Here is a 12,105-nt window from a genome sequence, read left to right on the forward strand (position 1 = left end):
GAAGCTGCTGCGGGCTGGTCGATCAGGCCGCCCTGGGCGCCTGGTTCCGGGGCCGGCGCCGCTGGCGGCGCCGGCGTGCCGACGCCAAGCTCCGCATTCAATTCGCGCAGCCAGCTCTTGAAGCCATTGCGGGCAAAGAAGTCGCGCAGCGCTGGCCGGTCTTCCGGCTTCTGGGCCAGCGATTCCGGTATCGACGCCATGTGGCTTGCCAGGTTGCAGTCGGTCTTTACCGTTACCAGCACCCGGGCTTGCGGCAGCCAGTCCAGCGCGCGCCGCAGGTTCTCGCCGACTGCGCCACCGATATTGGCGGCATTTTCAATGACGCCGTCCAGCGATCCGTACTGGGCCAGCCATTTGGCTGCGGTTTTCGGGCCGACCTTGTCCACGCCCGGCACGTTGTCGACGGTGTCGCCGACCAGGGACAAATAGTCGACGATGCGCTCGGGCGGCACGCCGAACTTGGCGATCACGCCCGCGCGGTCGAAGCGCTCGTTGCTCATGGTATTGACCAACGTGACGTGCTCGTTGACCAGCTGTGCCAGGTCCTTGTCGCCGGTCGACACCACGGTGTTCATGCCATGCCTGACGGCGTCCACCGCCAGCGTGCCGATCACGTCATCGGCCTCGATCCCTTCCACCTCGATGATGGGCCAGCCCATTGCGCGCACCGCTTCATGGATCGGGGCGATCTGGCGCGCCAGGTCTTCCGGCATGGAGGCGCGGTTGGCCTTGTACTGCGGATAGAGGTCGTCGCGGAAGGTCTTGCCTTTTGCGTCGAATACACAGCCAATGTATGCTGCCGGATAGTCGCTGCGCAGCTTGCGCAGCATGTTGATCATTCCGTAGATGGCGCCAGTGGGCGCGCCTTCCGCATTGCGCAGGTCCGGCAGCGCATGGAAGGCGCGGTAAAGATAGCTTGAGCCGTCGACCAGCAACAGGGTTTTATTCATGGAAATCAGCAGAAAGAATGTGCCGCAGCTGCGGCACCTGAACAACCCCGAAAAGGCCACTGCAAAGAAGGCCAATGAGTCGTGGCAAATGTTCACGATTATGGCAGAGTTTATCGAGGCCGCTGAACGGCTTTCCGAGCTGCGGCCGGCGGTCTCGATATTCGGCTCGGCGCGCCTGGGGCCGGATTCGCCCTACTACCAGACCGCGCTGGAAATTGCCCGCCGCCTTTCCGACGATGGCTTCGCCGTCATTTCCGGTGGCGGCCCGGGCATCATGGAGGCGGCCAACAAGGGCGCCTTTGAAGGCCGTTCGCCATCGGTAGGGCTCAATATCGAACTGCCGCGCGAACAGCACAACAATGCATGGCAGAACCTTTCGATCAATTTCCGCCACTTCTTTGCGCGCAAGGTGGCCTTCGTCAAGTATGCCGACGCCTATGTGATCCTGCCGGGCGGATTCGGTACGCTGGATGAATTCGCCGAGGTGATCGCCCTGATCCAGACCGGCAAGTCGCGCCGCATTCCGGTCATCCTGGTCGGGACCCGGTTCTGGCAAGGCTTGCTGGACTGGATGAAGGGGCAGATGGTCGCCACCGGGACCATCGACCTCTCCGACCTCGAACTGATCCAGTTGATCGACGAGCCGGCCAATGTGGTCAATGCGATCTATGCCTATTATGAGGAGCGCGATATCGTGCCTTCCGAAACAGAACGGCCGAGCAGCAGTTTTTTGTAGTGTTTTTGCTCCCGGGCGCAAGGAGCCGGTGGCGTGCTGCGTTACAATCGTCCCTGTCACAATGACCCCAGGACGATGCGCAGCGCCGCTGACGCGCGTCCGTTTCCAGCAGACCAATCATGCCTATCCAGCGCGCCAGATCCATTGCCCTCACCCTGATTTCCGGCTGCACCATGCTGGCGGCTGCGACCGCCGTGGCCCAGCCCCGCGCCGACGCGCCGCCGCCGCCACGCCTGGAACGGCTGGAAGAGGGCCAGGCGCCGGCGGTCACAATCCCGGGCCGCTCGACCGAGCAAAAAATCGAGGACAAGCGCGAGAATGGCCGGATCACGTCGACCACGGTCAGGACCGGCGGCAGCACTTATACCGTGACGCCCAATACCCCCAAAGGCAGCGCGCTTCCCGGCGACGTGCAAAGCACCAGCAACCGTCCGCCGCAATGGAAAGTGTTGGAATTCAGCACCGATCCGAAGAAAGACCAGCGCAATGACGCTCCTGCCGCAACGCCCTCGCCACCGGCAAACCAGTCTCGCTGAATAGCGGGCCTGCATACCGATCCCCCATCCCGACTCACTGAAATTCGCCGCGTCCGCCAATGGCTGTATTTACTCCCGTCTCACTCGATGATTTACGTTCCTGGGCGGCGCAATTCCCGATCGGGGATGCGCTGGGCATCAAGGGCATTTCTTCCGGCATAGAAAACAGCAATTTCTTCGTCGCCACCAGCACCGGCGAATACGTGCTGACCATCTTCGAAAAGCTGAGCTTCGAGGAATTGCCGTTCTACCTGAACCTGATGCGCCACCTGGCCGAGCGCGGCATCCTGGTTCCGGCGCCGATCGCCAACCGCGATGGCGGCCTGGTTACGCCTTTGCACGGCAAGCCGGCGGCGCTGGTGACCAAGCTCGAAGGCAGCCACCAGATGTCGCCAGCGCCGGCGCATTGCAGCGCGGTGGGCGCGATGCTGGCGCGCATGCACCTGGCCGCCCGCGACTTTGCGATGCAGCAACCGAACTTGCGCGGCCTGGACTGGTGGAATGAGACGACGCCCATCGTGCTGCCCTTCCTGGACGACCGCGACCAGCACCTGCTGCGCTCGGAAATGCATTTCCAGGAAAGCTTCGCGGCAACGCCGGCTTACCATCGCTTGCCGCGCGGGCCAATCCATGCGGACCTGTTCCGCAACAATGTCATGTTCGACGGCGAGCGCCTGACTGGCTTCTTCGACTTTTATTTCGCCGGCTGCGACAGTTGGCTGTTCGATGTCGCCGTGACCGTCAACGACTGGTGCATCGACCAGGACAATGGCCAGCTCGACCCGGCCCGCGTGCGCGCCATGCTCGACGCGTACCATGCGGTGCGGCCCTTTACCGCTGATGAACATGCGGCTTGGCAACCGATGCTGCGGGCGGCGGCGCTGCGCTTCTGGCTATCGCGCCTGTACGACCTGCACCTGCCGCGCGATGCAGAAATGCTGACGCCGCATGATCCCGCCCATTTCGAACGAATCCTGCGTGAGCGTATTGCACATGTTGCTGCGCCACTCTACTGACTGATTCGCCTCCCCCTTTAATCGACAGGCAAATGGAAAAAATTCCCGCACGCGCCGGCTGGCTCTGGATCAAGGAGGGCTTCGCGCTGTTTCGCCGCCAGCCCGCCGAGATGTCCACGCTCTTCCTCAGCTACATGATGTTGATGCTGCTGATTGGCGTGGTGCCCTTGCTCGGACAGATCCTGCCGCTGGTACTGATTCCCGTGTTCTCTATCGCGTTCATGCAAGGCTGCGCCAATGTGGAATCGGGCATCCGTGTCCACCCGAGGCTGCTGGCCACCGGCTTTCGTTCACCGGCGCTGCGCCGCTTGCTGATGCTGGGCCTGTTGTACCTGGTCATGGCAGCGCTGGCCGTGGCGGCGTCGAGCCTGGTCGATGGCGGTGACTTCCTCAGCGTGATGGCGGGCCGCACGGCCGCCGACTCCAAGGCCATACAGGAGTCCGACATGATGTCGGGCATGCTGGTTGCCGCCTTGCTGTACACCCCGCCGGCAATGGCATTCTGGTATGCAGCGCCGCTGGTCGCGTGGCACGACATGGGCGTGGGCAAGGCCGTGTTCTACAGCTTCTTTGCAGTCTTGCGGGCCGGACGCGCTTTCGCGGTGTACGGACTGGCCTGGATATTGGTGGGCGTGGTACTGCCGGTGCTGGTCAGTTCCCTGCTGGCGCTTTTGATCGGCCAACCGCTGGTGACCGTTGTGGTGCTGCTGCCGCTGTCGATCTTGCTGACCGTGGTGATGTACTGCTCGTTCTATCCGACCTATACGCACGTATTCGGCCGGGAGCATATCCCGACGCCAGCCGCCAGCACCTGAGCGCGGCCGCCTGCCAGGGTGGCACGGCCGCAACAGGTCATGCTGGCGGATGCTTGTCCAGCTTGGCGATCGACAGGTCCAGCAGCTTCATGCCGTGCCGCCCGAAGTTGATATTGGCGCGCGCATTGGTCCCGCCACCCTCAACCTGGATGATCACGCCTTCGCCAAACTTGGCGTGATAGACCGTTTCGCCGGCCCGCCAGCCGATATCGCGCTTGCTGATGTTCTGGGCAATGGCATTGGCGCCATTTTGCGGCTCGTCAGCCCAGGCGCTGGCGCCTGGCCGGGCAAACCAATGGGGCTGTTGCTGTACCCGTGGCGACAGCCACTTGAGCGCCGCTTCGGGCAATTCGGCCAGGAAGCGTGACTTGACCTTGTAGCGGGTCTGGCCATGCAGCATGCGCGTCTGGGCGAAGCTGAGAAACAGGCGGCGGCGGGCGCGCGTGATGGCGACATACATCAGGCGGCGCTCCTCTTCCACGCCGTCCTGCGCCTGTTCGCTATTCTCATGCGGGAACAGGCCCTCTTCCAGTCCGGTAATGAACACGGCATCGAATTCCAGGCCCTTGGACGAGTGCACCGTCATCAGTTGCAGCGCATCCTGGCCGGCCTGCGCCTGGTTGTCGCCCGCCTCCAGCGACGCATGCGACAGGAAGGCCGACAGCGGCGACAGGATGGTGGCCAATGGCGCGTCCGCATCCAGCACTTCAGTCCCATCGCCCTGCACCAGCACTGGCGTAGCGCCTGGGTCAAGGCCGGCCGGCATGGCCGGGCCGAGCAGCGCCGGCGCGTCCATCCGGAACCCTTCCTCGGACAGGAACAAGGTAGCGGCACTGACCAGTTGCTCCAGGTTCTCGATGCGGTCAGCGCCTTCCCGCTCGGCCTGGTAGTGCGTCAGCAGGCCGCTTCTTTCCAGCACGATCCTGACCGTTTCCGGCAATGGCAGCCGCTCGGTCTCGAAACGCGCGCCCTCGATCAGCTTGATGAAATTGCCCAGCATGGTGCCGGCCTTGCCGGCGACATAGGGAACGGCGGCATACAGCGAGATGCCGTATTGACGCGCCGCATCCTGCAACTGCTCGATCGACTTGGCGCCGATGCCGCGCGCCGGGAAATTGACCACCCGCAGGAAAGCCGAATCGTTGCCCGGATTGTCCATCAGTTGCAGGTAGGCGATCGCATGCTTGATCTCGGCGCGCTCGAAGAAGCGCTGCCCGCCATAGACGCGATACGGCATGCCGGCGCTGAACAAGGCATGTTCGAGCACGCGCGATTGCGCATTTGAGCGGTACAGCACGGCGATCTCGCTGCGCGCCGCACCGTCGGCGATCAGGCTCTTGGCTTGCTCGACCACCCATTGCGCCTCTTGCAGGTCGCTGGTCGCTTCGAACACACGCAATGGCTCGCCATGACCGGCCTCGGTGCGCAGGTTCTTGCCCAGGCGTTTGCTGTTATTGGCGATCAGCAGATTGGCCGAATCGAGGATATGGCCGTGCGACCGGTAATTCTGCTCAAGCTTGATCAGGTTTTCGACCCGGAACTCGCGCTCGAAGGCAGCCATGTTGCCGACATTGGCGCCGCGGAAGGCATAGATGCTCTGGTCATCATCGCCCACCGCAAATACGACGCCATGCTGGCCGGCCATCAACTTCAGCCATTTGTATTGCAAGTCGTTGGTGTCCTGGAATTCATCGACCAGGATATGGCGAAAGCGCGCCTGGTAATGCTCGCGCAGCGGCTGGTTGCGCAGCAGCAGTTCATAGGTACGCAATAGCAGTACGGCGAAATCGACCACGCCTTCGCGCTGGCACTGCTCGTCATAGGCGGCGTACAGCTCGACGAAGCGCCGGTTGTATTCATCATTGGCTTCGACATCCTTGGCGCGCAAGCCCTGGTCCTTGGCGCTGTTGATGAAGTACATCAGGTTGCGTGCCGGGTACTTTTCATCATCGACGTTGAGGCTTTTGAGCAGTCGCTTGATGGTGGAAAGCTGGTCCTGGCTATCGAGGATCTGGAATGACTGCGGCAGGGCTGCGTCGCGGAAATGCGCGCGCAATAGCCGGTTGCAAATGCCATGGAAGGTGCCGATCCACATGCCGCGGGTATTAATCGGCAGCATGGCCGACAGCCGCGACATCATTTCCTTGGCCGCCTTGTTGGTGAAGGTTACCGCCAGCACACCGCCGGGCGATACCTGCTGGGTCTGGATCAGCCACGCGATCCGGGTCGTGAGGACACGCGTCTTGCCGGAGCCGGCGCCGGCCAGGATCAGTGCCGGCTGGGCCGGAAGGGTGACGGCGGCGAGCTGTTCAGGATTCAGGCCGAGGAGAAGGGTTTGCATCGCGAGATTATACCGGCGAGCAGGGGGCAAGCCCTTGGGCATCGAGCTAGCGCCATCTCGGGCGAAAAAAAGATTTTATGTTCGTTTATGGAACAAATGAGACCAAATTGTTACTTAGACGTCGCTCCTTCATGAAACCGGAATGGAGATCGTAAATTGCACCGGGGGGATGTACAGTGGCCGCGCGAACGAACAGCAACCAGCATCTTGTTGCATCAACAATACGACCGGCCAATCACGCGCCGCTCTACCCGCCCCAGACCAGCTCGACACACATTCAGCCAGAAGACAAAATCTGCTACGACGCCGTGAATTTCACCAAGGGCGATTTCGGAAAAGTGACTTCGCACCAGCCTCACTTGCGTATATCCAATTCGCTCTACCGCGAAGAATAGCGCTGCGCTACGGGCAATGACAGCAGACCTCCAACTTGAGGCATCTTGAATTTAGCGGTCGGATTACGGGGAAAGAGTATGGACAAATCAACTTCAGCAATGAAGGGCACGCGCAGCCAGCGCAAGATCGGCGCGCCCGAGAAAAAACCATCGGCACCGGATGGTGGCCTGGGTTGTCGCGTCATCTACGAAAATAAGGCCAAAAAGAAATCCGGCTTTCTGGGCGCCGCCCGCGCGATCTTTGCGAAACAGTCGGTGAGCAAACAAAGCGCCCGGGCACGCCTGGCGTCAATCGACCTGGGGCCACCAGCACCTAAATATGTACCTTCGCCGCCACCGCGCGATGCAGTGGCGGCAGGAAAATCGGCACATGCAGGGGCTGCCTATGACGAGGGCACAGCGTTCGCGTTCCTTTTTGAGGATGCTGCCAATAAAACGCAGCTTGGCACGGACGAAGGACCGCCACCACCAACTTACATCCCGTTGCCACCCTCTGAAACCCCGAACATGGGCTTCACGCAGAATGACGAGCTCGATGCACTGGCGGCACAGATGGACGTCCAGCGGCAACTGGCGCGAAAAAGCCGGCAGGCTGCAGAAGAGTCCCAACCAGAGATGTCGTCGCCAAGCGCCGGCAACGAGTCGGACGAGCCGGGGCCGACCGGAACATCGATCACCCATACCAGTATCGTCAATTCAAGTGGTGATTCGGAACAGCCGGAGTTCATGAAAAAAGAACTGATCCTGACTGCGCCAGACCGCGGCATCTTGATGATGACGGGCGAAGAGTCAAGGCTGAGGATCCTGCTGACGAACATGCGGACCGAACCAGACGGCAGCAAGATCGAACAAGCTGAGATGGCTTACACTGATTACCAACCACCCTCAGTGGACATCGCTGGCGCAGCCGATTTTTTCGAACAAGCTGCCAAGCAAGCGGGTTTGAATTCGGAAGCACGACCGAAGCGCTGAAGCACAAAGCGCTCCGAATCGCCTGCGCGCGCTCTTGCTGCGCGCCTGTTTGCAGTTAAGCCCACAAGCCGGCGAAATCGCGGGCCGCTTCTTTGGGCTGCTGCGCGCCATAGACACTGCTGATGGCGGCAACCATGTCCGCTCCGGCAGCCACCAGCGGGGCTGAATTCTGCACGGTCATGCCGCCGATCACCACGATTGGCAATGGCACTTCGGCATGCGACTGCGCAATGATGTCCACCGCAGTCGTCACCGGATACTTCTTCACCCTTGACGGATAAAAGCCGCCAAAGGCCACATAACTGGCCCCTTCGCGATGCGCCCTTTTTGCAAGTTCGAGGTCGCCATAACACGAAGCGCCGACAATCTTGCCCTCTCCCAGCGCCTGGCGTATTTGCGCCACCGGCGCGTCCGTTCCACCCACATGCAGGCCATCGGCATCAAGCTCCAGGCACAGGTCGAGATGATCGTTGATGATGAACGGCCGCTGGGCCCGGCGACACAGCGCCAATAGAGCTGCCGCTTGCTCGCGGCGCAGTGTCGGTGTGGCCGTCTTGTGCCGGTATTGGACCAGCGCGGCGCCGCCTTGCAGTGCCTGCTCGGTCACCCGCAACAAGGCTGCCGTGTCATCCCAATCCGGCGTGACAATGTACAAACCCTTCATGCCAATTCCTCTATTGCGTTGATTCGTTCGGGAATGCGCTGTCCCTCTGCTATCGCATACGCGCGCTCCAGCGCACTGTGGCACCAGACCTGTGCCCGTGCGATGGCCTGCTCCATCGAACTGCCGCTTGCGATCAGGGCGGCGATTGCCGACGCCAGCGTGCAGCCGGTGCCATGAAAACTTCCGGGCAGGCGCGGCACGCTCCAGCAGCGCTCGCCCCCCTGCGTGAACCAGTGATTGATGACGATCTCGCCCTCACCATGGCCGCCTTTGATCAAGACGTTCGGACATTCTTTCAGCAACATCGCGCCCTGCTGCTGCACATTGCTGACACCGCCGCAAAGCACGGTGGCTTCGGGCAGGTTCGGTGTGACCAGGCTGGCCAGGCTGCGCAGCGGCGCCAGCGCGGCCACGGCGTCGTCGCGCGTCAACATGTCGCCATGTCCGCTGGCCAGCACCGGATCGAGCACGACCGGCAAGCCCGGATTGTCGATCCGCAATTGCCTGATGATGCCGGCAATCGCCTCGGCGTTGGCGCGATTGCCGACGATGCCGATCTTGACGGCCGATATCGCGATCTTCGCAGTCAGTACGCGGGCCTGCTCGCGGATCAAGGCGGCGTCGACCGGATGAATGGCGAACACGCGGTCATTGTCCTGCACCGTCAGCGTGGTGATGATCGGCAAGGCATGTGCGCCGTGCGCGGCAATCGCCATGATGTCAGCCTGTATGCCCGCGCCCCCGCTGGGGTCGAGCCCGGCGAACACCAGGACGCAGGCCTTGTTCATGCGATGCGTCCGGCCATCGGGGAGGAAGGCGACGCGGCGAACTTGCGCGGTATGCGGCCGGCAAGATACGCATCTCGTCCGGCTTCGACCGCCAGCTTCATGGCGCGCGCCATGCGCACCGGATCCCTGGCACCGGCAATCGCCGTATTCATCAGTACGCCGTCGCAACCGAGCTCCATCGCAATGGCGGCGTCGGACGCGGTGCCGACGCCGGCGTCGACCAATACCGGCACCCTGGCCTGTTCAATGATCAGCGATAGGTTCCAGGGGTTCAGGATGCCCATGCCGGATCCGATCAGCGAGGCCAGCGGCATCACGGCGACGCAGCCGATCTCTTCAAGCATGCGGGCCTGGATCGGGTCGTCGCTGCAATACACCATGACGTCGAATCCATCCTTGACCAGGGTCTCGGCGGCTTTCAGCGTTTCCGGCATGTTGGGGAACAGCGTCTTTTCGTCGCCCAACACTTCCAGCTTGACCAGCTTGTGGCCATTGAGCAGTTCACGCGCTAGTTGCAGCGTGTAGACCGCGTCTTTGGCGTTGTAGCAGCCGGCGGTATTGGGCAGGATGGTGAACCGGGACGGCGGCACCACATCCAGCAGGCTGGGCGCGTTCGGGTCCTGGCCAATATTGACGCGGCGGATCGCAACAGTGATGATGTCGGCGCCGCTGGCTTCGGTCGCCAGCCGGGTTTCTTCCAGGTCCTTGTACTTGCCGCTGCCCACCAACAGGCGCGAGCGGTAGGTCTTGCCGGCGATGGTCAGCCCTTCGGACGCGGACACTGCGGCGTCGCGGCCGCTGTCTTGCATGGTCATGCTGATGCTCCTTGTTGTTCAACGCATTGGGGCGAGGTCAATCAGCCGCCCCCGATCGCCCGCACGATATCTATCCGGTCTTGCGCTTGCAGGTGGCGCTGCGGCCATTGCTGGCGCGGCACCACCTCGCGGTTGATGGCGACAGCGCAAGCCTTGCCAGCCAGCGCCAGTTCTGACACCAGGTCCTGCACCGTGCGGCTTTCCTCTACCGAGCGCGGCTCACCATTGAGTTCGATCTCGATCATGGCTTGCCTACTGCTTGCGATAGATCTCGGCGCCCATCTTGACGAATTCGACCGCCTTGACTTCCATGCCTTTCTTCAAGGCGTCGATCTCGCTGATGCCCTGCTTGGCGGCGTAGTCGCGCACGTCCTGCGTGATTTTCATCGAGCAGAAATGCGGCCCGCACATCGAGCAGAAATGGGCAACTTTTGCCGAGTCCTTGGGCAGGGTCTCGTCATGGAATTCGCGCGCCTTGTCCGGGTCCAGGCCGATGTTGAACTGGTCTTCCCAGCGGAACTCGAAACGCGCCTTCGACAAGGCATTGTCGCGGATCTGCGCGCCGGGGTGTCCCTTGGCCAGGTCGGCAGCATGGGCGGCGATCTTGTAGGTGATGATGCCGTCCTTGACGTCGACCTTGTTGGGCAAGCCGAGATGCTCTTTCGGCGTTACGTAGCACAGCATGGCCGTGCCGTACCAGCCGATCTGCGCGGCGCCAATGCCGGAGGTGATGTGGTCGTAGCCAGGGGCGATGTCGGTGGTCAGGGGGCCGAGCGTGTAGAACGGCGCTTCATGGCACTGCTCCAGTTGCAGGTCCATGTTTTCCTTGATCAGCTGCATCGGCACATGGCCGGGGCCTTCGATCATGACTTGCACGTCATGCTTCCAGGCGACCTGGGTCAGCTCGCCCAGGGTTTTCAATTCGCCCAGTTGTGCTTCGTCGTTGGCGTCGTAGATGGAGCCGGGACGCAAGCCGTCACCCAGCGAAAACGACACGTCATAAGCCTTCATGATCTGGCAAATGTCTTCGAAATGCTCGTACAGGAATGATTCCTTGTGATGCGCCAGGCACCACTTGGCCATGATCGAGCCGCCGCGCGACACAATGCCGGTCATGCGCTTGGCCGTCATCGGCACATAGCGCAGCAGCACGCCGGCGTGGATCGTGAAGTAATCCACGCCCTGCTCTGCCTGCTCGATCAGGGTGTCGCGGAAAATTTCCCAGGTCAGGTCTTCTGCCTTGCCGTTGACCTTCTCCAGCGCCTGGTAGATCGGCACGGTGCCGATCGGCACCGGCGAATTGCGGATGATCCATTCGCGGGTTTCGTGGATGTGCTTGCCGGTGGACAGATCCATCACGGTGTCGCCGCCCCAGCGGATCGACCAGGTCATTTTTTCGACTTCTTCGCCAATCGATGAAGTGACGGCCGAGTTGCCGATATTGGCATTGATCTTGACCAGGAAATTGCGGCCGATGATCATCGGCTCGATTTCAGGATGGTTGATGTTCATCGGAATGATGGCGCGGCCGCGCGCGACTTCACTGCGCACGAACTCGGGCGTGATCACCGCCGGGATCGACGCACCGAAGGATTGGCCGGGATGCTGGCGTCCCATCAGCTCAGCCATTTTCAGGCCGGTCGGGCCGGCGTTGCGCAGGCTCTCCATGTACTCTTCACGACGCAGGTTTTCGCGGATGGCGACGTATTCCATATCCGGCGTGATGATGCCCTGGCGCGCATAGTGCATCTGCGTGACGTTCTTGCCGGCGATGGCGCGGCGCGGCTTGCGATGCAGGTTGAAGCGCAGTTCGGCCAGCTTGGGGTCGTTCAGGCGCTCGACGCCATAGGCAGAAGTCGGGCCGGTCAGTTCCTCCGTATCGCCACGCTCGGCAATCCACGCGCCGCGCAGCGGCGCCAGGCCAGAACGGATGTCGATCCTGACGTCCGGGTCGGTATAGGGGCCCGAGGTGTCGTAGACATAGATCGGCGGGTTGGGCTCGGCGCCCATGGACGCGGGCGTATCGCTCTGGCTGACTGCACGCATCGGAACCCGGATGTCGGGGCGCGAACCTTCC

At 62.0% G+C, this 12,105-nt stretch carries 12 protein-coding genes; 5 read left to right on the forward strand and 7 right to left on the reverse strand.

The genetic code is table 11. The features are described from left to right. A partial coding sequence (locus Q7T64_RS08390) for a 5'-3' exonuclease H3TH domain-containing protein (RefSeq protein ID WP_304794245.1) occupies positions 1–950 on the reverse strand: 950 nt, incomplete at its 3' end. Here Q7T64_RS08390 and Q7T64_RS08395 point away from each other — a divergent pair. From Q7T64_RS08395 to Q7T64_RS08410, 4 genes are all read left to right on the forward strand, one after another. After that, entirely contained in the window at positions 949–1,686 is a 738-nt protein-coding gene (locus Q7T64_RS08395) for a TIGR00730 family Rossman fold protein (RefSeq protein WP_304794248.1), read from the forward strand. The genes Q7T64_RS08390 and Q7T64_RS08395 overlap by 2 nt on opposite strands. Before the next feature lie 119 nt (positions 1,687–1,805). Beyond that, positions 1,806–2,222 carry a hypothetical protein gene (locus tag Q7T64_RS08400; RefSeq protein WP_304794251.1) on the forward strand — a complete coding sequence of 139 codons (417 nt, stop codon included), beginning with the start codon at positions 1,806–1,808 and terminating at the stop codon, positions 2,220–2,222. A 59-nt stretch (positions 2,223–2,281) separates the two neighbouring features. Continuing rightward, the gene (locus Q7T64_RS08405) at positions 2,282–3,238 is read left to right on the forward strand and encodes a homoserine kinase (RefSeq protein WP_304794254.1); all 957 of its coding nucleotides are present in this window, start codon (positions 2,282–2,284) and stop codon (positions 3,236–3,238) included. 32 nt (positions 3,239–3,270) lie between these two features. After that, entirely contained in the window at positions 3,271–4,053 is a 783-nt protein-coding gene (locus tag Q7T64_RS08410) for a BPSS1780 family membrane protein (protein WP_304794257.1), read from the forward strand. Positions 4,054–4,090: 37 nt separating this feature from the next. On the opposite strand, the gene Q7T64_RS08415 is transcribed toward Q7T64_RS08410, so the two are convergent. After that, positions 4,091–6,394 (reverse strand): UvrD-helicase domain-containing protein, encoded by a 2,304-nt coding sequence (locus Q7T64_RS08415; RefSeq protein WP_304794261.1) that lies wholly within the window; start codon positions 6,392–6,394, stop codon positions 4,091–4,093. A gap of 473 nt (positions 6,395–6,867) precedes the next feature. Here Q7T64_RS08415 and Q7T64_RS08420 point away from each other — a divergent pair, with 473 nt between their 5' ends. Beyond that, complete coding sequence (locus tag Q7T64_RS08420) at positions 6,868–7,761, forward strand: hypothetical protein (protein ID WP_304794265.1); 894 nt, start codon at positions 6,868–6,870, stop codon at positions 7,759–7,761. A 55-nt stretch (positions 7,762–7,816) separates the two neighbouring features. Here Q7T64_RS08420 and thiE read toward each other — a convergent pair whose 3' ends face one another. The 5 genes from thiE to thiC all read right to left on the reverse strand — a co-directional run. Beyond that, complete coding sequence (gene thiE, locus Q7T64_RS08425) at positions 7,817–8,425, reverse strand: thiamine phosphate synthase (protein WP_304794268.1); 609 nt, start codon at positions 8,423–8,425, stop codon at positions 7,817–7,819. Next, entirely contained in the window at positions 8,422–9,213 is a 792-nt protein-coding gene (locus Q7T64_RS08430; protein ID WP_304794271.1) for a hydroxymethylpyrimidine/phosphomethylpyrimidine kinase, read from the reverse strand. Before Q7T64_RS08430 ends, thiE begins: the two co-directional genes overlap by 4 nt. Then, positions 9,210–10,022 (reverse strand): thiazole synthase, encoded by an 813-nt coding sequence (locus Q7T64_RS08435; RefSeq protein ID WP_304794280.1) that lies wholly within the window; start codon positions 10,020–10,022, stop codon positions 9,210–9,212. The genes Q7T64_RS08430 and Q7T64_RS08435 overlap by 4 nt, the downstream gene beginning before the upstream one ends. A gap of 47 nt (positions 10,023–10,069) precedes the next feature. Next, complete coding sequence (gene thiS / locus Q7T64_RS08440) at positions 10,070–10,273, reverse strand: sulfur carrier protein ThiS (protein WP_304794274.1); 204 nt, start codon at positions 10,271–10,273, stop codon at positions 10,070–10,072. 7 nt (positions 10,274–10,280) lie between these two features. Then, a partial coding sequence (gene thiC / locus Q7T64_RS08445) for a phosphomethylpyrimidine synthase ThiC (RefSeq protein ID WP_304794277.1) occupies positions 10,281–12,105 on the reverse strand: 1,825 nt, incomplete at its 5' end.

Origin of the sequence: Lacisediminimonas sp. (assembly GCF_030645335.1) — a bacterium.
Classification (GTDB): Bacteria; Pseudomonadota; Gammaproteobacteria; order Burkholderiales; family Burkholderiaceae_D; genus Lacisediminimonas.

Excerpts from the sequence above, each read along its gene's own strand:
- Q7T64_RS08410 (WP_304794257.1), top strand. The coding sequence starts at position 3,271 with ATGGAAAAAATTCCCGCACGCGCCGGCTGGCTCTGGATCAAGGAGGGC.
- thiE (WP_304794268.1), bottom strand. The coding sequence starts at position 8,425 with ATGAAGGGTTTGTACATTGTCACGCCGGATTGGGATGACACGGCAGCC.
- Q7T64_RS08415 (WP_304794261.1), bottom strand. The coding sequence starts at position 6,394 with ATGCAAACCCTTCTCCTCGGCCTGAATCCTGAACAGCTCGCCGCCGTC.
- thiS (WP_304794274.1), bottom strand. The coding sequence starts at position 10,273 with ATGATCGAGATCGAACTCAATGGTGAGCCGCGCTCGGTAGAGGAAAGC.
- Q7T64_RS08405 (WP_304794254.1), top strand. The coding sequence starts at position 2,282 with ATGGCTGTATTTACTCCCGTCTCACTCGATGATTTACGTTCCTGGGCG.
- Q7T64_RS08435 (WP_304794280.1), bottom strand. The coding sequence starts at position 10,022 with ATGCAAGACAGCGGCCGCGACGCCGCAGTGTCCGCGTCCGAAGGGCTG.
- Q7T64_RS08395 (WP_304794248.1), top strand. The coding sequence starts at position 949 with ATGGAAATCAGCAGAAAGAATGTGCCGCAGCTGCGGCACCTGAACAAC.
- Q7T64_RS08420 (WP_304794265.1), top strand. The coding sequence starts at position 6,868 with ATGGACAAATCAACTTCAGCAATGAAGGGCACGCGCAGCCAGCGCAAG.
- Q7T64_RS08430 (WP_304794271.1), bottom strand. The coding sequence starts at position 9,213 with ATGAACAAGGCCTGCGTCCTGGTGTTCGCCGGGCTCGACCCCAGCGGG.
- Q7T64_RS08400 (WP_304794251.1), top strand. The coding sequence starts at position 1,806 with ATGCCTATCCAGCGCGCCAGATCCATTGCCCTCACCCTGATTTCCGGC.